At 72.2% G+C, this 20424-nt stretch carries 16 protein-coding genes and 1 tRNA gene; 7 read left to right on the plus strand and 10 right to left on the minus strand.

Annotation, left to right across the window (positions count from 1 at the left end; all coding sequences use genetic code 11):
- Positions 1-77 precede the first annotated feature (77 nt).
- The 4 genes from HNR02_RS19955 to HNR02_RS19970 form a co-directional block, all read right to left on the minus strand.
- Entirely contained in the window at positions 78-1595 is a 1518-nt protein-coding gene (locus HNR02_RS19955; RefSeq protein ID WP_179774658.1) for an alpha/beta fold hydrolase, read from the minus strand.
- 74 nt (positions 1596-1669) lie between these two features.
- Positions 1670-2347 (minus strand): hypothetical protein, encoded by a 678-nt coding sequence (locus tag HNR02_RS19960; protein WP_179774659.1) that lies wholly within the window; start codon positions 2345-2347, stop codon positions 1670-1672.
- Positions 2348-2368: 21 nt separating this feature from the next.
- Positions 2369-3442, minus strand: a complete 1074-nt coding sequence (locus HNR02_RS19965; protein ID WP_179774660.1) for an ATP-dependent DNA ligase — start codon at positions 3440-3442, stop codon at positions 2369-2371.
- Positions 3442-4209, minus strand: coding sequence for a pyrimidine reductase family protein (locus HNR02_RS19970; RefSeq protein WP_179774661.1), 768 nt, complete (start codon positions 4207-4209; stop codon positions 3442-3444). The genes HNR02_RS19965 and HNR02_RS19970 overlap by 1 nt, the downstream gene beginning before the upstream one ends.
- A gap of 109 nt (positions 4210-4318) precedes the next feature.
- Between HNR02_RS19970 and zapE the strand changes: the two genes are divergently transcribed.
- Positions 4319-5347, plus strand: a complete 1029-nt coding sequence (zapE, locus tag HNR02_RS19975) for a cell division protein ZapE (RefSeq protein WP_179774662.1) — start codon at positions 4319-4321, stop codon at positions 5345-5347.
- On the opposite strand, the gene HNR02_RS19980 is transcribed toward zapE, so the two are convergent.
- The 3 genes from HNR02_RS19980 to rocD all read right to left on the minus strand — a co-directional run bounded on the left by HNR02_RS19980 (position 5250) and on the right by rocD (position 8679).
- Positions 5250-5885 (minus strand): phosphatase PAP2 family protein, encoded by a 636-nt coding sequence (locus HNR02_RS19980; RefSeq protein ID WP_179774663.1) that lies wholly within the window; start codon positions 5883-5885, stop codon positions 5250-5252. The genes zapE and HNR02_RS19980 overlap by 98 nt on opposite strands.
- Before the next feature lie 3 nt (positions 5886-5888).
- Positions 5889-7262, minus strand: coding sequence for a DUF2252 domain-containing protein (locus HNR02_RS19985; RefSeq protein WP_179774664.1), 1374 nt, complete (start codon positions 7260-7262; stop codon positions 5889-5891).
- A gap of 211 nt (positions 7263-7473) precedes the next feature.
- Entirely contained in the window at positions 7474-8679 is a 1206-nt protein-coding gene (gene rocD / locus HNR02_RS19990; protein ID WP_179774665.1) for an ornithine--oxo-acid transaminase, read from the minus strand.
- Positions 8680-8801: 122 nt separating this feature from the next.
- Between rocD and HNR02_RS19995 the strand changes: the two genes are divergently transcribed.
- From HNR02_RS19995 to HNR02_RS20020, 6 genes are all read left to right on the plus strand, one after another.
- Positions 8802-10928, plus strand: a complete 2127-nt coding sequence (locus tag HNR02_RS19995; protein WP_179774666.1) for a S9 family peptidase — start codon at positions 8802-8804, stop codon at positions 10926-10928.
- Positions 10925-11875, plus strand: a complete 951-nt coding sequence (locus HNR02_RS20000; RefSeq protein WP_179774667.1) for an LLM class F420-dependent oxidoreductase — start codon at positions 10925-10927, stop codon at positions 11873-11875. The genes HNR02_RS19995 and HNR02_RS20000 overlap by 4 nt, the downstream gene beginning before the upstream one ends.
- 178 nt (positions 11876-12053) lie before the next feature.
- Positions 12054-13505: a pyridoxal-dependent decarboxylase gene (locus tag HNR02_RS20005; protein WP_312861057.1), complete on the plus strand. Its 1452-nt coding sequence runs from the start codon at positions 12054-12056 to the stop codon at positions 13503-13505.
- Positions 13502-14782, plus strand: coding sequence for a lysine N(6)-hydroxylase/L-ornithine N(5)-oxygenase family protein (locus HNR02_RS20010; RefSeq protein WP_179774668.1), 1281 nt, complete (start codon positions 13502-13504; stop codon positions 14780-14782). Before HNR02_RS20005 ends, HNR02_RS20010 begins: the two co-directional genes overlap by 4 nt.
- 53 nt (positions 14783-14835) lie before the next feature.
- Positions 14836-16548 carry an IucA/IucC family protein gene (locus tag HNR02_RS20015; protein WP_218914051.1) on the plus strand — a complete coding sequence of 571 codons (1713 nt, stop codon included), beginning with the start codon at positions 14836-14838 and terminating at the stop codon, positions 16546-16548.
- Positions 16542-17870, plus strand: a complete 1329-nt coding sequence (locus HNR02_RS20020) for a type I glutamate--ammonia ligase (RefSeq protein ID WP_312861058.1) — start codon at positions 16542-16544, stop codon at positions 17868-17870. Before HNR02_RS20015 ends, HNR02_RS20020 begins: the two co-directional genes overlap by 7 nt.
- Here the strand turns inward: HNR02_RS20020 and HNR02_RS20025 are convergent.
- The 3 genes from HNR02_RS20025 to HNR02_RS20035 all read right to left on the minus strand — a co-directional run bounded on the left by HNR02_RS20025 (position 17830) and on the right by HNR02_RS20035 (position 20412).
- The gene (locus HNR02_RS20025) at positions 17830-19068 is read right to left on the minus strand and encodes a glycosyltransferase family 87 protein (protein ID WP_179774671.1); all 1239 of its coding nucleotides are present in this window, start codon (positions 19066-19068) and stop codon (positions 17830-17832) included. The genes HNR02_RS20020 and HNR02_RS20025 overlap by 41 nt on opposite strands.
- Positions 19069-19320: 252 nt before the next feature.
- Positions 19321-19395 (minus strand) — tRNA-Ser (locus HNR02_RS20030).
- A 123-nt stretch (positions 19396-19518) separates the two neighbouring features.
- Complete coding sequence (locus HNR02_RS20035; protein WP_179774672.1) at positions 19519-20412, minus strand: MBL fold metallo-hydrolase; 894 nt, start codon at positions 20410-20412, stop codon at positions 19519-19521.
- Positions 20413-20424 lie beyond the last annotated feature (12 nt).

Raw genomic sequence — 20424 nt, forward strand, 5'->3', positions numbered from 1 at the left:
TGACGGCACAGTTACTCCCAGTACTCAGTGGTCCGGCGGATGGAGGACAAGCCTAGTCGGAAGCCGTGACGGCTCCCCTAAGCGGGGCAGAGGGTGCCGTCCGCGGGGATGTCGCCGTCGACGAGGAAGGCCCGGACCGCTTCGGCCGCGCACGGCGATGTCAGCGCTCCGTGCCCGGCGCCCTGCCACGCGACCCGGACCGCGCTGGGGATCTGCTGCACCGCGCGGACCGTGCCGGTTTCCGGGGTGACCGGATCGGTCAGCGTGCTGGTGACCAGGATCGGCGGCAGACCGGACGTGCTCAGCGTGGGCAGCGACTCGGTGCGCGCCGGCCACGGCAGGCACCATGCCAGCTGCTGCGTCACCAGCCCGCCGAACACCGGGTAGCGGCCGCGCAGCTGCGCGGTCAGCCCGGCGATCTGGTCGGCGGGCATGCGCTCCACCGTGTCGTTGCACTCGGTCGCCAGTGCCCCGTCCAGGCGGGAGGGCGAGACGTCCGAGCCGTTCATCATCGGTGACACGAATTCGGCCAGCCCGCTGACGTCCCCGGACCGTCCGGCTTCGAGCGCCTGCGCCAGCTGGGGCCACCGGGCACGGTCGGCGAGCCCGGTGACCACGGCCCGCAGTGCCGTGCCCGCCCCGAACAGGCCGCCGCCGGGCAGGACCCGCGGCGCCGGGCGGAGGAGATCCAGCACCGCGTTCACCGTGGCCGCCGCGTCCTGGCCGACCGCCTTCCCGTAGGCGTCGAGCGTGGCCTCCTGCGCGGCGGCGAGGTCGCCGAGCACCGTCACCGTGTCGCTCGACGGGTCCGGCACGCCGTCCATCACGAAGCGCCCGACCCGGTCCGGGAACCGCGCCGCGTAGGAGATCAGCACCTGCGAGCCCTCGCCGTGCGCGAGTGCGTGCAGCTTCGGCACGCCGAGCCTGCCGCGGATCTCCTCCAGATCGCCCGCCGTGCGCCAGCTGTCGAACGCCTGCTGGGCGCCGCCGAGGTCGATCGCGCACTGCTGTCCGGCCTTGCGGGCGGCGTCGAGCAGCGGTTCGAGGTCGTCGTCGGCCGGGTCCTGGCCCATCAGCTGACTGCGGGTGTCCTCGGGGACACACGAGAGGGGGTCCGATTCGCCGGTGCCGCGCCGGTCGACCCCGATCAGCGAGTACCGCTGCAGCAGCGCGGGCGGCAGGGTCGCCGCGATCCGGGCCGCGTAGAGGGTGCCCGGTTCGCCGTCGACGTCGTTGACCACGACGAGCGGGATGGCCCCGTTGCCCGCCTTGAGCACGGACACGCGGGTCCGGATGCGCCCGGGCAGGGCCGGATCGTCCAGTGTGGACAGCACGGTCGCGCAGCTGAACCGCAGGTAGGCCGGCGACTCGGCGCCGAGCCGGGTGCGGGTCTGCTGGTCGCAGTCGGTCCAGTCCACACCGGGGGAGCGGGGCTCGGTCAGCGGGGGCAGCGGCACCTCGGCCGTCGTGCTGGTGGGCGCGGCGGAGGCCGGCTGGTCGTTCTCCACGACCGGCGGTCGTTTCGACGGCCCCGCCGTGCAGCCGGCGATCAGGGCCGGCAGCAGTACAGCGAGCACGACACCACGGCGCGCCACGACGTTCCTCTTTCCCCTCTGGTGCTTGTCCTCGTCGAGGTTCGCACGAACCCGGTGTGCCCGTGGTGAGCGGGTCACCGGCTCGCGTCGACGAACGGCCGGAGCCGGCTTTCCAGGGCCGCGGAGTCCGGCCTCTGCACGATCGACACCGGCCACACGTCGTCGGCCACCGAGACGGTGAACGCGCAGGGGCCGGCGCTGCCGAGCGTGAACTCGTCCAGCAGCGTTCCGGTCCGCGCCTCGTACAGGCGGTAGTGGTATTCGGCGTTTTCCAGCGCGATGCTGTGCTGCACCGTCCGCGGCTGGTCCGTGGTGGTCAGCAGCGATCCGGACAGCGAGCCGGGCCCGTAGTCGCACCGGTCGATGCCCTGGCCCAGCCGGGTGCCGTACTCGCACAGCACCAGCGGCACCTGCGCTTCGAGCGTGCTGCCGTCGGGGGGCTGCCACTCCGGGGGCAGCGCCGCCTCGTCCCACCACGGCCCGCCCGGCCCGCCACTGGTCTCGTGCTGCGAGACGACGAGGACCTGGTGCGGTCCCGGACCGGTGTAGGGCCGCGCGGTCCCGGCGAGCTGGTTCGGCACCACGGCCGCCGCGACGGCGGAATCCGTCGCGCAGGGATGAGCAGGCGGGTCGGGTGACGCGCGCGGGCGCGGCTCGAACCCGCCGTAGACCCACAGCACCAGCGCCCCGAGTCCGCTGATGACCGCGAGCGGCACGAAGAACGGCCACGTCCGGCGCCAGAACCGGCCCACGGAAATCCCCCTGTCCCGGTTTCAGCGGGTGCGCTTGACCTCGCCGTGGAAGACGGCACCGAGGTCGTACCGCGCGACCTCGTCGAGCTGAGCGTAGTCGCACGAACCCGGTTCGCGGTCCGGGCGCCAGCGCACGAACTGCGCGGTGTGCCGGAACCGCGACGGGTGCCCGCCCTCGGTGTGCTCGTAGGCGACCTCGACCACCCGCTCGGGCCGCAGCGGCACCCACGGCTGTTCGGTGGAGCGCCACCGCGTGATGCCGCCGGGCAGGCGCTGGCCCTCGACGGTGCCCTCCAGCCACGGGTGCCCGGTCCCGTCGGTGATCAGCCCGGCGAACTCTTCGGCCAGCTCCCGGCGCCGCTTCGCCGGGAACGACCCGACGACGCCGGGGTGGTGCAGCACGCCGTTCTCGTCGTAGAGCCCCAGCAGCAGCGATCCGACGGCCTCGCCCGGCGTGGAGTCCTTGTGCCAGCGCAGCCCGGCCACCACGCAGTCGGCGGTGCGCGAGTGCTTGTACTTGATCATGATCCGCTTGCCCGGCTCGTACCCGGCGTCCAGCGGTTTGCCGATGACACCGTCCAGCCCGGCGCCCTCGAACAGCTCGAACCAGTGCCGGGCGGTCTCCGGATCGGTGGTCGCGGGAGTGATGTTGAGGCCGTTGCCCGCCAGGTCCGCCAGCCGGTCCCGGCGCGCCTTCGTCGGCTCGTCCAGGAACGCGTCGTCGCCGAGCGCGAGCAGGTCGAACGCGACGAACGTGGCCGGGGTCCGCTCCGCGAGCAGCCGGACGCGGGATTCGGCGGGGTGAATCCGCTCGGTCAGCGCGTCGAAGTCGAGGTGCCCCTCGCGGCCGACGACGAGTTCGCCGTCCAGCACGACGCGCTCGGGCAGCAGCTCCGGCAACCGCGCCAGGACCTCCGGGAAGTACCGGTCGAGCGGTTTCCCGGCACGTGACTGGAGGGTCAGCTCGTCGCCGTCGCGGAAGACGAGACAGCGGAACCCGTCCCACTTCGGCTCGAACAGCAGCTCGTCGGAGTCCGGGATCGACTTCGCCGGTTTCGCCAGCATCGGCTGGATCGGCGGGGTCAGCGGCAGCATCAGCTCACCCTAGAGACGCGACGGCGATACCGCAGCATCGTGAAACCGTCTTCGACCAGGATCGATGCCAGATCCATCTCGCGGGCCCCGCTCGCCATCCGGCCGATCGCGATGCGGTCCGCGCCGCCGCCCGCGAGCAGCGGCGCGACCGTCACGCACAGCTGGTCGACCAGGTCCTCGGCCACCAGCTCGCCGAACAGGTGCGGCCCGCCCTCGCAGTTGACCCGCTTGAGACCGCGCTCGGCCAGCCCGTCCAGCGCCCGCCGCAGGTCGATGGTCTCCTCGCCGGCCAGCAGGAGGTCCGCGCCCGCTTCGGCGAGTGCCGTCCGGCGGTCGGCGGGCGCGTGCTCGGTGGTGATGATGATCGGCGGCACCTGGGTGTCGGTGAACAGCGGCGCTTCCGGGTCCAGGCGCGCGCTGCCGGTGACGACGGCGATCGGCGGGATTTCGGCGAGGCCGAGCCGCTCGCGGGTTTCGCGGCGCTCCGGAGACGTTCGGGCGCCGCGGTAGTTCTCGGCGCGCACGGTGCCCGCGCCGGCGAGCACGACATCGGCCAGCAGACGGCCGTGGAAGAAGATCCGCTTGTCCGCGGGGCCGGACAGGCCCTCGGAGCGGCCTTTTACTGTGGAGGCGCCGTCGGCGGAGGAGGTGAAGTTCGCCTGGACGAACGGCCGGTCGAGGTTGTCCGGGTAGCCGTAGATCCGGTCCAGGTCGTCGTCGGTCACGTCGTCGAGGGTTTCGGGCCACAGGCTGCGCACGATCTCCATCACATCACGCGGCCGCCACCGGGGCCGATCGTGGCGTCACCGATACGCCCACCCGTCGCCCACCACCACCCTCAACGGTGGCGCTGCGCGCCGCGGTTACTCTTCTGAGATGCCCGCGCACCTCACCGACCGGCAGCCCGAGCTGGGAGCGGACGAGCTGATCGCCGCGCTCGTGCCGCCGCCGCGCTTCGGCGCCGTGCGGTTCTCCACGTACGTGCCGAACCCGGACGAGCCGAGCCAGTCCCGCGCCGTCGAGGAGTGCTCGGCGTTCGCGGCGCGCATCGAGGACAGCGTGCCGAAGAAGTCGAAGCTGCGGTCGCTGTTCGGCGGCGGTTCCGCGCCCGAACCGGGCAAGCAGGGTCTCTACCTGGACGGCGGGTTCGGTGTCGGCAAGACCCACCTGCTCGCCTCGACCTGGCACGATGCGCCCTCACCCAAGGCGTACGGCACGTTCGTCGAGCTGACCCACCTGGTCGGCGCGCTCGGGTTCGGCGAGGCGGTGCGGCGGCTGTCGGAGCACCGGCTGCTGGCGATCGACGAGTTCGAGCTCGACGACCCCGGCGACACGATGCTGGTCACGCGGCTGCTGCGGGAGCTGACCGACGCGGGCGTGTACGTCGCGGCCACCTCGAACACGTTGCCGGACAAGCTCGGCGAAGGCCGGTTCGCGGCCGAGGACTTCCTGCGTGAGATCCAGTCGCTGTCGTCGCGGTTCGCCGTGGTGCGGGTCGACGGGCCGGACTACCGGCACCGCGGCCTGCCGGACGCGCCGCCACCGGTGGACGAGCAGACGCTGGTCGAGTCCGCGGACACGCGCGAGGGCTCGACCCTGGACGACTTCGGCGCGCTGTGCGAGCACCTGGCGAAGCTGCACCCGTCCCGCTACGGGCGCCTGGTCGACGGGGTTTCCGTGGTGCACATCCGTGACGTTCGCCCGGCGCCGGACCAGAACGTGGCGCTGCGGCTGGTCGCCTTCGCCGACCGGCTCTACGACCGGGCCATCCCGGTGGTCGTCTCCGGTGAGCCGCTGTCCGCGCTGTTCACCGACGAGATGATGCAGGGGGGCTACCGGAAGAAGTACCTGCGGGCGGTGAGCCGTCTGACGGCGCTGGCGCGAGACGCCGCGTCGGTGAGCTGAGCGCCAGCACCACCGCGACCGCGAAGCAGGCGCCGCCCAGCACGTCGGTGGGGTAGTGGTAGCCCGAGCCGACCAGCCCGGTCCCGGCGATCACGAGAATTGCCGTGCTCAGGGCGGCGGTGACGGTTTTCGCCGTACCGGGGCGGGCGAGCAGGACGAGCACGGTGAGCGTGGCGACCATGCTGACGGTGTGCCCGCTCGGGTAGGCGAGGTAGCCGGACTTCATCCGGTCGAACAGCGGCTTGAGGACCCAGGTGTTGAGCGCGACCGGCACCGCCACGCCCAGCACCGCGAGCGCGACGCCGTCCCAGCGGCGGCCGAGCACGCAGGCGCCCACGACGATCGCGAGCAGCGGCAACAGCACGACCGGTTCGGTGGGCAGCACCATCAACCGCAGCAGCGCCGCCCGGCCGCCCAGGACCTGGTCGATCCAGCCGGTGATCGTCGCGTCGATCCCGCTCGCCGTCCTGTCCCCGGCGAAGGGGACGCCGACGGCGACGGCGATCACCAGGCAGGCCGCCGCGACGGCCCACTTCACGCGTCACTCCGTATTCGCGGGGAAGCGGCCGTTCTTGACCGCCGTGACCAGTTCGGCGTGGTCGGACTCGGTCTGGTCGGCGTAGCGCACCGCGTAGCGGCCGATGGCCTCGTCGAGCTGGTCGTCACCGTCGAAGTATCCCGCCAGCAGCCGCGGGTGGACCGAGCGGATGTGCGCGCGGGCGAGCAGCGCGCCGGCGAGGCGGCCGTAGTCGTCGAGGTCCTTGCCGCCCAGTTCGGTCGGCTCGATGGCGCCCTTCATGTTGCGGAACTGGCGCACGATGAACGGACGGCCGCCGATGGTGGTCCAGCCGAGCAGGATGTCGGTCTCGGCCTGCACGAGCCGGGCGCCGTGCACGATCCGCTGTCCTTCGTGCTCGCCGCGGTGCCCCGGCACGAACGGGGTGAGCGCGGAGGGCCGGGCCTCTTTGACGTGCAGCACCAGGTCTTCGTCGGTGTTGCCGTGCAGCAGCACGACGTAGCTGCGCAGGCCGACGCTGCCCGTGCCGACGACGCGGAAGGCGATGTCGGCGATCCGGTAGCGGGCGATCAGGGTGCGCCGCGACTCGCGCAGGGTGTGCACATAGGACACCAGCCCGTCGGCGACGGCGTTCGCGGTCGCTTCGTCGACATGGCGCAGCACCGGCGGGTCCTCGACGAACCGGTGGTGACTCAGGCCGGTGGAGTGGTCGTCGATGCGTTCGGTCCACTTGGCGGAGACGCGGGCGCTGGTGTTGCGGCGCGCCTTTTCGGCGGCTTCGCCGAACTCGTCGGAGAGGTCGTCGGCCTTGACCTTCGACAGCGAGTCCTCGTCGCCGAGCGCGTTCCACGACCGCAGGAACGACGCCTCCCCGAGCCGCCGCACCACGCGCCGGTACGACTTCACCGCGTCCTCGGCAGCGTCCCGGCAGTCCTCTTCGGACACGCCACCCTCGCGCCCGGCCAGCACCAGGCTCGCGGCCAGGCGCTTGAGATCCCACTCCCAGGGGCCGCGGACGGTCTCGTCGAAATCGTTGATGTCCATCACGATCTGCCCGTCCGGCGTACCGTACAGGCCGAAGTTGGCGGCGTGCGCGTCACCGCAGATCTGCGCGGACAGTCCACTGTGCGGGGTCCCGTCGAGGTCCGCGGCCATCAGCCCGGCCGCCCCGCGGAAGAACGAGAACGGCGACGCCACCATGCGCCCGATCCGCAGGGGGATGAGCTCCTGGAGGCGCCCCTCGTTGCTGGCCTCGACGAACTCGGTGACCGACGGCCGGCGCTCGTTCCTCGCGGCGTGGCCGTGTGCACTCGGCGGTGTGCGTTCGCCCAGCTCACGGCCCTTCTGGTGGAGTTCGTCCGGGTCGCTCAGCTCGCCCGGTACCAGTGCGCGTTCCATCCCCTGCTCCCTCCGTTGCCTGCTCAACGTACGGGAGGCTGTGGTGGTTTCTCGGGGTTGGCGCTACGCGGGTTTTCGCGCTGCGCGCGTGGCTGGGCGGCCCCCACCTGCCCCTCTTCTCATCGAGCTGGCCTGGGGATCGGGTCGGGGTGTGGTTGGTACGTGGGCGGCTTGCGTTGCCGGGTGCCGGCTGGCGTGCTGGGGAGCTCCGTCAGCGGGTCAGGACCTCGGCCAGGATGTCGAGGCCGTGGTCCAGATCCGCCTCCGAGATCGTCAGCGGCGGTGCCAAGCGGAGCGTCGCGCCGTGGGTTTCTTTGGCCAGCAAGCCCTTGGCTGCCAGCGCCTCGCACGCTTCGCGGCCGCTGAGGCCGCCGGGGGTGATGTCGATGCCCGCCCACAGACCGCGCCCCCGGACCTCCGCGAGGCCGTGGCCCACGAGCGAACCCAGCCGCGCGTGCATCCGGGCCCCCAGCTCCACCGATCGTGCCTGGAACTCGCCCGTCGACAGCAGCTTGATCACGGCCCGGCCGACCGCGCAGGCCAGCGGGTTGCCGCCGAAGGTGGAGCCGTGCTCGCCCGGCTTCAGGACTCCCAGCACATCCTGCCGCCCGACCACGGCCGACAGCGGCAGGATCCCGCCGCCCAGCGCCTTGCCCAGCGTGTACAGGTCCGCGCGCACCCCGGTCGGCTCCAGCGCCAGCAGCGTGCCGGTGCGGCCGAGGCCGGACTGGATCTCGTCGGCGATCAGCAGCGCCCCGGCCTCGTCGCACAGCCGGCGCGCCTCGGCCAGGTAGCCCTCCGGGGGCATGAGCACCCCGGCCTCACCCTGGATCGGCTCCAGCAGGACCGCAGCGGTGTGCTCGGTGATCGCGTCGCGCAGGGCCGCGGCGTCGCCGTACTTCACGACCGTGAAACCCGGCGTGTAGGGGCCGAACCCGGCGCGCGCGGATTCGTCGGTGGAGAACGAGATGATCGTCGTGGTGCGGCCGTGGAAGTTCGACCCGGCGACCACGATCTCGGCACGCCCGTCCGGCACCCCCTTGACCTCGTAGGCCCACCTCCGCGCGATCTTCAACGCCGACTCCACCGCCTCGGCGCCGGAGTTCATCGGCAGCACCATCTCGGTGCCGGTCAGCTCGGCCAGTTCCCGGCAGAACGGGCCCAGCTGGTCGTGGTGGAACGCGCGTGAGGTCAACGTCACCCGGTCCAGCTGGTCACGCGCCGCGGCGACCAGGGCCGGGTGCCGGTGGCCGAAGTTGAGCGCCGAGTACGCCGACAGGAAGTCCAGGTACCGGTTGCCCTCGACGTCGATCACCCAGGAGCCTTCGGCTTCGGCGATCACGACGGGCAGCGGGTGGTAGTTGTGCGTGCTCCAGCGCTCGTCGAGCGCGATGAACTCGGCCGCGGAGGTCGTCATGCCTCCAGGCTAAGGGCAGTCCGAGGCCAGAATCATCCGCTGATCATTGCTGCGACGGGCGAATCGTTGCGGGCTTGCTCGTTCTTTCGGTGGTTCGTTGCGCCGGGAGCGCGGCCGCTTCGATGGCTCGCCAAGAGTGGTGCTGGTTTGACAGAGTGCGAGGCGTGACCGACGAGCTCTCCTTCCTTCGCCAGCAGGCCCGCACCCAGCGCTTCACCCTCGGCACCCCACGCGAGTTCCGGGTTTCGCCGGACGGGACGCGCCTGCTGTTCCTGCGTGCGGAGTCCGGCACCGACCGGCGCAACAGCCTGTGGGAACTGGACCTGGGGAAGGGGACCGAGACCAAGATCGTCGACGCGGCCGAGTTGCTGCCCGGCGAGGAGGAGCTGCCGCCGGAAGAGCGGGCCCGCCGGGAGCGCGCGCGGGAGAGCGCGGGCGGCGTGGTCGGCTACGCCGTCGACGACGAGTTCCGCCTGGCCGCGTTCTCCCTGTCCGGCAAGCTTTACACCGTCGACCTGGCCACGCGCGAGGTGACCGAACGCGTCGGCACCTCCGTCGTCGACCCCCGGCCCAACCCGGCCGGCACGCACGTCGCCTACGTCCGGGACCGCAGGCTGCGCGTCATCGACCTCGCCAGTGGCACCGACGAGGTCCTCATCGGCGAGGACGGCGACGACATCGCCTGGGGACTCGCGGAGTTCATCGCGGCCGAGGAACTGGGCCGTGCCCGCGGCTACTGGTGGTCGCCGGAGGGCACGAGCGTGCTCGTCGAGCGCACCGACCGCTCCGGCGTGCCGCGCTGGACGATCTCCGACCCCGCGCACCCGGACGCGGCCCCCACCACGGTCGCCTATCCGGCCGCGGGCACCACGAACGTCGGCGTTTCGCTGTCGCTCGTCGGTCTCGACGGGCTGCGCGTGGACGTCGAGCGTGACGACTGGGAGTACCTCGTCGCGGTGCACTGGTCGGCGGGCGGCCCGCCGCTGATCGCCGTGCAGCCGCGTGACCAGCGTGAACTCGCGATCTACGCGATCGACCCCGTGGACGGCTCCACGAAACTCCTGCACACCGAGACCGACGAGCACTGGGTCGAGGTCGTCCAGGGCGTGCCCGCCTGGACGAGCGACGGCCGGCTCGTGCACGTCAGCGCGGCCGACGGCAGCCACCGGCTGGTGATCGACGGTGAGCCCGTCACCGGCTCGGGCCTGCAGGTGCGCTCGGTGCTGCACGTCGGCGCCGAGGTGCTGTTCAGCGCCTCCGCGGACGACCCGACGCAGATCCACGTCTACCGCACCGGCGCCGGGGGCGTGACCCGGCTGTCCGCGACCGACGGCGTGCACATCGGCGCGGGCACCGCCGAGGTCACCGTGCTGTCGTCGTGGAGCCTGCGTCACGCCGGCCCGAAGGTCAGCGTGCTGCGTGACGGTGAACCGGTCGCGACGGTCGAGTCCTACCCGGCCGACCCGGGCCTCGAACCCGCTCCGGAATGGCTGACGGTCGGCGAGCGCGGGCTGCGCGCCGCGTTGCTGTTGCCCACCGGGTACCGGCCGGAAGACGGCAAGCTGCCCGTCCTGCTCGACCCCTATGGCGGTCCGCACGCGCAGCGGGTCCTGCAGAGCCGCAACGCGTTCCTCACCTCGCAGTGGCTGGCCGACCAGGGGTTCGCGGTCCTGGTCGCGGACGGCCGTGGCACCCCGGGCCGGGGTCCGGCGTGGGAGAAGGCGATCGTGCGCGAACTGGCCGAGGTGACGTTGACGGACCAGGTGGACGCGCTGCACGCGGTCGCCGCCGAGCATCCCGAGCTGGACCTGGGCCGGGTCGCGATCCGCGGCTGGTCCTACGGCGGGTACCTGTCCGCGCTGGCGGTGCTGCGCCGCCCGGACGTGTTCCACGCGGCGGTCGCGGGCGCGCCGGTCACCGACTGGTCTCTCTACGACACCCACTACACCGAGCGCTACCTGGGCGTTCCCGGCGAGGAGCCGGAGTCCTACGAGCGCAACTCGCTGATCGCGAGCGCGCCGGAGCTGCGCCGGGCGTTGCTCATCGTGCACGGCCTGGCCGACGACAACGTGTTCGTGGCGCACGCGCTGCGGTTGTCCTCCGAGCTGCTGGCCGCGGGGCGCCCGCACGTGTTCCTGCCCCTGGCCGGGGCGACGCACATGACACCGCAGGCCGAAGAGGTCGCGGAGAACCTGATGAAGGTCCAGATCGGCTGGATCAAACGAGAGCTGGAGGCTGCTGCGCGATGAAGCGCTGGGGTATCACGATTCCGCTGACCGGGGTGCCGCTGATCGCGCACCGTGAGCTGATCGAGCGGCTGCCCGCGCTCGGCTACACCGACGCGTGGTCGGCCGAAACGACGGGCACGGACGCGTTCTCGCCGCTGCTGCTGGCTTCGCAGTGGGCGCCCGAGCTGCGGCTGGGCACGGCGATCGTGCCCGTTTACACGCGGGGGCCGGGTCTGCTGGCGATGTCGGCGGCGACGCTGGCCGAGGCCGCGCCGGGCCGGTTCGTGCTCGGGATCGGCGCGTCCTCGCCGGTGATCGTCGGGAACTGGAACGCCGCCGAGTTCACCAAACCCTTCGCCCGCACCCGCGACACGCTGCGGTTCCTGCGGGCGGCGCTGGCGGGGGAGAAGGTGACCGAGACCTACGAGACGTTCTCGGTCAGCAAGTTCCGTCTGGAACGCGCCCCGCAACCCGCGCCGCCGATCATGCTCGCCGCGTTGCGGCCCGGGATGCTCAAGCTCGCCGCGAAGGAGGCCGACGGCGCCATCACGAACTGGCTTTCCCCGGACGACGTGCGTCAGGTGCGCGCCGAAATCGGTCCGGACACCGAGCTGGCTGCGCGGATCTTCGTCTGCCCGACAACCGACCGCGACGCGGCGCGTGGTCTGGGGCGGATGCTGATCAGCAGTTATCTGACCGTGCCGGTCTATGCGGCGTTCCACGACTGGCTCGGCCGCGGCGAGGCGCTCGCGCCGATGCACGAAGCGTGGGCGGCGGGCGACCGGAAGCGGGCCAACGAGGTCATCCCGGACGAGGTCGTGGACGCCCTGATCGTGCACGGCAGTGCCGACGAGTGCCGGGAGAAGGTCCAGTCCTATGTGGACAACGGTCTCACCACGCCGGTGATCTCGGTGCTGCCCACGGGCGACGACCCGGTCCGGCAGGTGGAGGCGCTGGCGCCGCACTGATCCTCCGGTCGGCCACGCTTCCCCAACGTGGCGTTGGTGGCGTAGAACGCCACCGTTTGGCGGCGTGACTTGAGCTCCCCGGGCAGGCACTTTGGGAGGAACGTGCCCGCCGGGGGTGTGCCTGCGGCGTGCGGTGTCCGTATCGTGGCTTAGCGTAGGCATACCTAAGGAGCGGTGAGTGCGCGAAGAGATACGGGGAGTGGCCGGCCTGGCCGGCGGGCGGGCCGGCCACCGGCGGCTGGCCGAGCTGATCCCGTTGGTCCTCAACGGGTTGGCGGAGGGCACGGTGGAACGCGGCGCTGCGGGCCCGGCGGGTGGACCGGCCGCCGTCGCGGCTGGGGTCGCCGCCCTGACCGGAACGGATCCGCTCGCGGGGCCCACCGGCGTCGGAGCCGAGCAAGCGCTTTCCGAACTCTCCCGGCTGCTCGCCGCGGGCTCGGTCGATCCGGCCGATCCGGCGTGCGCGGCGCACCTGCACTGCCCGCCGCTCGCGGTGGCCGTCGCCGCCGACGTCGTCGCCGGTGCGCTCAACCCGTCGATGGACTCGTGGGACCAGGCACCCGTCGCCAGCGAGCTGGAACGCGAGCTGGTCACCCTGATCGCCCGCCTGTGCTACCCGCAGGCCCCCGCCCCGGACGCGGTCGTCACCACCGGCGGCACCGAATCCAACCTCCTCGGCCTGCTGCTCGCGCGCGAACCGGCTCCCACGGTGCGGCCGGTGTGCGGGCGCAACGCCCACCACAGCGTCGCCCGCGCGGCGTGGCTGCTCGGATTGCCCGCACCGGTCCTCGTCGACTGCGATGGCGGACGCCTGCGGCCCGCCCCACTCGAAGAGACCCTGCGCACCCTCGGCGCGCCCGCCGTCGTGGTCGCCACCGCGGGCACCACCGACACCGGCGAGATCGACCCGCTGCGCGACCTCGCCGACGTGTGCCGTCGTCACGGCGCCCGCCTGCACGTCGACGCCTCCTACGGCGGTCTCGCTCTGTGCAGCGCGAAGCTCAAACCCCTCCTCGACGGGCTCGACGAGGCCGACTCGATCGCGCTCGACGCCCACAAGTTCGGCTGGCAGCCGATCTCCGCGGGCCTGCTCGCCGTCGGCCGCTCCAGCGATCTCGCGGCGCTGTCGGTGCGCGCCGAGTACCTCAACGCCGGCGACGACACCGAAGCCGGCCTGCCCGACCTGCTGGGGCGTTCCATCCGCACGTCCCGCCGCCCGGACGCCTTCCGCATGGCCGTCACGTTCCGCGCGCTCGGCATCGACGGCATGGGCGCGCTGGTCGAACACTGCTGCGCCACGGCGGCCGACGTCGCGTCAGCGATCGAGGCGGACCCGTCGTTGCGGCTGTGGGGCGCGCCGACGCTGTCCACGGTGCTGTTCCGGCCCGCCCGCGCCGACGAGCTGCCCGCCGCGACCGGAGACGAACTGGTCGCGCGCGTGCGCCGGACCCTGCTGGAGGCCGGCACCGCGATCGTCGGCAGGGCCACGATGGCCGACGGCGTGTGGCTCAAGCTGACCCTGCTGCACCCGCACGCCACGGTCGAGGACTACCGGCCGCTGCTGGGCTCGGTGGTGACGACCGCGAACGCGCTGGCGGCCGAGGTGGCCGGAAGCGCGGTGCCGGGGTGAGCCCGGTCGACCTCGCCGGGGCCGGGATCGGCCCGGTCAACCTGTCGCTGGCCGCGCTCGCCGAGCCGGTCGCGGACCTCACCGTCGCGCTGTACGAGCGCGGCCCGGAGTTCCGCTGGCATCCCGGTCTGCTGCTCGACGGCGTGACCCTGCAGGTGCCCTTCCTCGCCGACCTGGTGACGCTGGTCGATCCGACCAGCGCGCTGTCCTTCCTGAACTACCTGCGGGAGGAGGACCGGCTCTTCCGGTTCTACTTCGCCGAACGCTTCCACGTCCCGCGCGCCGAGTACGACGGCTACTGCCGGTGGGTCAGCCGACGACTGGCGTCCTGTGTGTTCGGCACCGAGATCACCGGGATCGAGTGGCGCGACGGCCTGTTCCGCCTGCGGGCGGCGTCCGAAGTGGTCAGTGCGCGCAACCTGGTACTGGGCATCGGAACCGAACCGCGACTGCCGGAACCCTTGCGGCGCCTCGCGCACGATCCGGGCGTGCCCGTGCTCCACTCGGCCGAATACCTGTCGCACCGCGAGCGGCTGCTCGCGCTGCCCGCGGTCACGGTGGTCGGCTCGGGCCAGTCCGGCGCCGAGGTCTTCCTGGATCTGCTGCGCCACCGCAAACGACCGGAGGGCCTGCGATGGGTGACGCGCACGGTGTCCTTCGCCCCGATGGAGTACTCCAAACTCGGGCTGGAGCAGTTCACCCCCGATTACACGCGGTATTTCCACGCGCTGCCCGAACCCGAGCGTGACCGGCTGCTGCCCGAGCAATGGCAGTTGTACAAGGGAATCGACAGCGGGACCATCGCCGAGATCCACGACGAGCTGTACCGCCGCTCGGTCGGCGGCGGCTGGCCCGGCGTCACGCTCACGCCCGGCGTGGAGGTCGTCGCCGCGCGCCGGGACGGTGACCGGATCGCGCTCGGCCTGCGGCACCGGCAGCAGGGCAGCGCCGCGACCTGGATGACCGACGCGGTCGTCGCCGCCACCGGATACGCGGAACGGTCGCTCGACGCGCTTCTCGGGCCCCTGGCCGACCTCGTCGCGCGGGACGGAAGCGGACGCCCGGTCGTCGAACACGACTACCGGTTGCGGCTCCCACCGGAGATCGGCGGCGCGATCTTCGTCCAGAACGCCGAAAGTCACACCCACGGCGTCGGTGCGCCCGATCTCGGCCTGGCCGCGTGGCGCGCGGCCTCGATCATCAACGCGGTCTGTGGCCGCACCGTCTACCGGCTGCCGTCGCGCACGGCGTTCACCCGGTTCGGGTTGGAGGAGTGAACGTGGATTCCGCTGAGGCGTGGCGCGCGGCCGGCACGCTGGTCGTGCACAAGATGCTCGGCGAACTGTCCTACGAGGGGCTGTTCTCGCCGGATCCGGTCGGTGCGGAAGAGCCGGGGGAACACCGGTTGTGGCGCCTGGGACTGCCTGGTGCGGTGTATGAATTCCGGGCGCGCCGTGGTGCTTTCGAGTCGTGGACCGTCTCCCCGGGCTCCGCGACCCGCAACGGCGAGCCCGCCCTCGATCCGCGGATCCTCGTGGTGGACGCGCGCAAGAGCCTCGGGCTGACCGGTCTGCGCCTCGCTGACGTCCTGGCCGAGCTGACCGCCACGGTGACCAACGAGGCCGCCCGCCTGCACCGGGCGCCGAGCGCGCCTGAACTGTCCACGATGGACTACAACCTGGCCGACGGGCATCTGACCGGGCATCCACGGCTGGTGCTGAACAAGGGGCGGGTCGGGTTCTCCGCCGGTGACCGCGCCCGGTACGCGCCGGAAGCCGGGGTGGACGTGCGGCTGAGGTGGTTCGCGGTGCACCGCGACCATGCCCGCTTCCGGTGCGTGGACGAGCTTTCCGCGGAGAAGTTGCTCGCCGAGGAGCTGGATTCCGGGCAGTACGCCGAATTCGCCCGGCTGGCTGACCCCGCGAAGTATGTGTGGCTGCCGGTGCATCCTTGGCAGGCCGACGAAATCCTCGGCACCCTCTACGCCGGTGAACTGGCGACCGGGCTCGTCGTCGACCTCGGCGAATCGCGGGACGCCTACCGTCCACACCAGACAGTGCGGACGCTGGCCAACGTGTCCCGGCCGGACCGGCGGGATGTCAAGACCGCGGTGTCGGTGCGCAACACGCTCGTCTACCGCGGCCTGGCGGCGGGCGCGACGCTGGCCGGGCCCGCCGTGACGAGCTGGCTCCAGCGGATCGGTGCGGACGATCCGCTGCTCGCCGGGAAGTACCGGTTCGAACTGCTCGGCGAGGTGGCGAGCGTGTCCGTGGAACACCCGGTGCTCGGCACGGTCGAGGAGCTGCCCTACCGGTTCCACGAGACGCTGGGGGCGCTGTGGCGGGAACCGTTGCTGTCCCGGCTTTCCGAAGGCGAGCAGGCGATCTCGTTCGCCGCGTTGCCCTACCGCGATCCGGACGGCCGTGCGGTCCTCACCGAACTGATCGAGCGCTCGGGCTGGGGTGCGCAACGCTGGTGTGACACGGTGTTCGACCTGCTGCTCACGCCGTTGCTGCACTGGCTGTTGCGGTACGGCGTCGGGTTCTGCCCGCACGGCCAGAACCTGATCCTGGTGGTCGACGACCGCGGCCGCCCGCTGCGGGTCGCGATCAAGGATTTCGCGCAGGGCGTCGACCTGCTCGACGAGGACCTGGACTGCTACCGGCTGCTCGCGCCGGAGGCCGGGGGCGAGATGCTGCGCTGGCCCGCGCACCTGCTCGCGCAGTCGTTGTTCAGTTCGGTGTTCTCCGGGCAGCTGCGGTTCTGGGCGGAGATCCTGCTCGACGACCTGGCGTTGCCGCGGGCGCGGTTCTGGGAGCTGGTGCGGGAGGTCGTCGGCCGGTACCGCGAGGAAAACCCCGATGTGGCGGCCCGGTTCGACGCGTGCCTGCTGTTCGCGCCGGACGTCGAGCGGGTGACCCTGAACCGCGAGCACCTGGCGGGACAGGGGTTCGACAAGGTCGACCGGGACGACGAGTTCGACGTGCGGTGGGGGCGCGTGCCGAATCCGCTGCACGCGCCGGATCCGGCGGGGGCGTGGTGAGATCGCCGCGCCCGGTCGGGCCGCGCACGCTCGCTGGACGCGCCGCGGCCGCCCGTGGCACGCGCGCGGCCGTCGCGCGGGGCGATCTGTCGCGGGTGGTGCTGCTGGTGCCCGACCCGCACGCCCGGTTCGCCGCGGTCGAGCTGTCCGGGCGGTTCTTCGCCGAGGAGGTGCTCGGCTCCGGCTACGGGATCTGCACGTACGTGTTCGCCTGGGACATCGAGCGCGAGGCGTTGCCTGCCGGTCCGGAAAGCCCGCTCGCGCCGTATGTCCGCGGCTTCGGCGATCTGCGGATGCGCCCGGACCTCGCGACGCTCACCGCGTTGCCGGACGGGTTGTGCGGGGTCGTGTGCGACGTCGAATGGCCCGATGGCGAGCCCGCGAGAGCCGCGCCGCGGCAGGCGCTGACCGAGCAGCTGCTCGCCCTGGAGGCTCTGGGGTACGTGCCCTCGGTGGGCCTGGAGCACGAGATGGTGTTCTCGGACGCCGACGGGCCGTTGACCGCGCACGGCGTGGACTACGCGCTCGGTGGAACCGAACGGCTGCGGCCGCTGCTGCGGGACCTGCGCTCGGCGCTGGACCGCTCGGGTCTGGGAGTGGAGTCGGCGCGCGCCGAATGCCATCCGGGGCAGTACGAGATCGTGCTGCGCCACCGGGACGCGCTGGCCGCGTGCGACGACGCGTTGCTGCAGCAGCTCGTCGTGCGCACGGTGGCCGCGGAGCACGGTGTGCGGGCGAGCTATCTCGCGGCGCCCGAGGCCGGGCAGGGCAATTCGTGCCACGTCCACCTGTCACTCGCGTCCGCGGCGGGGGAGCCCGCGCCGGGTGCCGGCACGACGCTGTCCCCGGTGATGGCGTCGTTCTTGGCCGGGGTCCTCCGTGACGCGGCGGCGCTGGCTCCGGTCTGGGCGCCGACGTGGAACAGCTACGTCCGCCTGCGCAGCGCCCCGTTCTCGCCGCGCGCGCTGCGGTGGGGGGTCGACGACCGGACGTCGTCGGTGCGCGTGGCCGGGCGCGACGAGTCGCTGCGGCTGGAGTTCCGCTTCGCGGGCGCGGACGCCCAGCCGCATCTGGTGGTGGCGGCGCTGCTGGCCGCGGGCCGGGCGGGCGTCGAGGAATGCCTGACGCCACCACCGGCAGGTGCGGAAGTGGGCTCGCTGCCCGGCGCTCCGTGGGAGGCCCTGTCCGGTCTGGACCGGCTCACGAAGTTGCTGGGTGACGAGGTCGCGGCTCAGCAGGAGGCCCTGCTGCGGGCGGAGCTGGCAGCCGGGTGTGAGGCCGTCACGGAGTGGCAGCACCGGCGGGGCGGCCTACGGGCATGACTGGTTCGAGGGGTGGTCGCGGGTGCCGCCGGCGGGGGATCGCGAACGCCAGCAGCAGCGCCACGACCACCAGGACGTAGGTCGCCGCGGACAGTTGTTCCGGGAACGTCCAGTCGCGGTGCACCACCGGGAAGTCGGTCTCCGGCAGCTTGTGGAACGGCGCCAGGATGAAGAACACCGCCGTCAGCGCGCCCCACGCCAGCCACGCGGCGGCGGCCCACGACCGCTCCTCGGCGCGCCGGATCGTGATGCCCAGCATCACCAGCAGGGCCGGGACCACCCACACGTAGTAGTGCGACCACGACGTGGGTGAGACGAGCAGCGCGAGCCCGGCGTTGGCCATCAGCGCGAGCGCCGGCTCGGCGCGGCGCATGGCGTTCGCGACCAGCCCCAGCAACCCGAGCACCAGGACGATCCACACGGCCTTCTCGGCCGCGCCGGTCAGGCCGGTCCGGACGATGACGGCCTCGATGGCCTGGTTCGTCGCGAAGGCCGTGCCGCTGACCCCGCCGCCGCTGAGGCCGCCCTGGAACCAGTAGGTGACCGAGCCGCCGAAGTCCGCGATGAACCCGATCACCGACGCGACGGCGAACGTGATGCCCGCCGTGATCGCGCTGCGGAAGTCCCGGCGGATCAGGAAGTACAGGATGAACGCGGCGGGTGTCAGTTTGATGGCCGCGGCCAGCCCGATGCCGAACCCGCGCGGCCACACCGTGCGCCCGGCGAGGCAGTCCACCGTGACCAGGGCCATCATGATGATGCTGACCTGCCCGAAGCCGAACGTCTGGCTCACCGGCTCCAGGAACACGCTGGCGGGCAGCCCGATCGACGCGACCGCGACGCCCCCCGCCCGTCCCAGCGACGGCCGCACCGTGCGCGCGACCAGGTAGAGCGTGACGCCCAGCGCGAGGCCGTTGAGGATGTACAGCGTCACCACGGAGGCGTCCCACGGCAGCATCGCCAGCGGCGACAACAGCACCGCCGCGAACGGCGGGTACACGAACGGCAGCTCGGCGCCGTTGGCGACCTCCGGCAGCGTGCCGTACATGTCCTTGCCGTCCCACCACGCCTGGACGCCGTAGCGGTACACCTCGAGGTCGATCTGGGGCCTCGTGGGCAGGTAGTGCATCATCCCCTGCACCGCGAAGAACAGCCAGACCGCACACGGCACCGGGACGAGCCACAGGTATTTGCGCATCGCGCCCTACTGTAGAGATTCGATAACGACGGCTCGCGTCGCGGTCCGCTGGCCGCGCCTGACTCAGCACATGCTCCGCCACACCGCCGCTCCGCTCGCGATCGCGCGCGGTGGGGCCGTCACGGTGCTCCAGCAGGGCGAACAACGAGAGAATGGCCCCTGTGGCACGCATGTATGTGGCATGCCCCGGGGCGGTTCTCGCGTGGAAAGACGAAAGCGGCCCGTCCACCTGCGTAAACGGACCGCTGCCGGTCGGGCTGACAGGATTTGAACCTGCGACCCCGTGACCTCCAGTCGCGGAACGGCTGAGCGGCGTGCCACGGCCTGTTCTTCCAGGTCACCTTCAACTGTGACCGGCCGAGAAAGTTTCGCGAGTTGATCCGACGAACCAACGGGCGAACCCGGCCAGCGCCTCCGGGACGACGTCGGACGGCTCGTTGACCAGCGCGGTCATGCCACCACCTCCACTCCACGCCAGGTCAGCGCACCGGAGGTGTCCCGCTCGAGGGACACCGGCCCCCCACCGGGGAAGTGCGCGGGCAGCAGCGTGATGCCCTCGTCGGCGCAGCGCGCCAGCAGGGCCGCGCGCGTCCGGCGGGCCTGCGAGCGGTCGCTGTCGCCGGCCTGGCTGAGGTCCGGCAGCTCCAGCTGGACCGGGTGGTGGATGACGTCGCCGCTGATCACGGCCCGTTCCCGGCCCCGGATCTCGATGACGCAGTGTCCCGGGGTGTGGCCGGGCGCCGCGACCGCCACGACCTCCGTACCGTCCCACGAAGCCAGCACCTGCTCCGAGGCCAGCGACAGACGGCGGGCGCGGCCGAGGACCGGCTGGACGCTGTCTTCGTAGAGCGCCGGGAAATCGCTCACCCCCTGCGCGGCCAGCGACTCCACGAACGCGAGCTCCTCGTCGAAGAACACGTGCGTCGCGTTCGGGAAGGTCGGCACCCACCGGCCGTCCACGAGCGTCGTGTTCCAGCCGCAGTGGTCGGGATGCAGGTGGGTGCTCACCACCAGGCCGACCTCCGCGGGGTCGAAACCGGCGGCGGCGAACCGGTCCGGGTAGTCGGTCGCGAAGTGGTGGTGCGCCGGCAGGTTCGGGCGCTCCTTGTGGTTGCCGTTGCCGGGATCCACGACGATGACCTGCCCGCCGAGCCGGATCACGTACGTGTGGATCGCCAGCACGAGTTCGCCGCTCGAGGGATCCACGGAGGTGGGCGCGTACCGCGACCGCGTCCTCCCGGCTTCGGCCTCGGTGATCTCCGGGAACAGCTCCGTGGGCGCGAACGCCCAGTGTTCCCGCTCGGTGATCCGTGTGATGGCGGCGGCGCCGACCCGCATCTGCATACCCCGACTCTG

The organism is Amycolatopsis endophytica, from assembly GCF_013410405.1.
Classification (GTDB): Bacteria; Actinomycetota; Actinomycetes; order Mycobacteriales; family Pseudonocardiaceae; genus Amycolatopsis_E; species Amycolatopsis_E endophytica.

Coding starts and splice junctions, on each gene's coding strand:
- HNR02_RS19970 (WP_179774661.1), bottom strand. CDS start 4,209: ATGGAGATCGTGCGCAGCCTGTGGCCCGAAACCCTCGACGACGTGACC.
- HNR02_RS19995 (WP_179774666.1), top strand. CDS start 8,802: ATGGCTCGCCAAGAGTGGTGCTGGTTTGACAGAGTGCGAGGCGTGACC.
- rocD (WP_179774665.1), bottom strand. CDS start 8,679: ATGACGACCTCCGCGGCCGAGTTCATCGCGCTCGACGAGCGCTGGAGC.
- zapE (WP_179774662.1), top strand. CDS start 4,319: ATGCCCGCGCACCTCACCGACCGGCAGCCCGAGCTGGGAGCGGACGAG.
- HNR02_RS20025 (WP_179774671.1), bottom strand. CDS start 19,068: ATGCGCAAATACCTGTGGCTCGTCCCGGTGCCGTGTGCGGTCTGGCTG.
- HNR02_RS20000 (WP_179774667.1), top strand. CDS start 10,925: ATGAAGCGCTGGGGTATCACGATTCCGCTGACCGGGGTGCCGCTGATC.
- HNR02_RS19985 (WP_179774664.1), bottom strand. CDS start 7,262: ATGGAACGCGCACTGGTACCGGGCGAGCTGAGCGACCCGGACGAACTC.
- HNR02_RS20035 (WP_179774672.1), bottom strand. CDS start 20,412: ATGCAGATGCGGGTCGGCGCCGCCGCCATCACACGGATCACCGAGCGG.
- HNR02_RS20015 (WP_218914051.1), top strand. CDS start 14,836: ATGCTCGGCGAACTGTCCTACGAGGGGCTGTTCTCGCCGGATCCGGTC.
- HNR02_RS19965 (WP_179774660.1), bottom strand. CDS start 3,442: ATGCTGCCGCTGACCCCGCCGATCCAGCCGATGCTGGCGAAACCGGCG.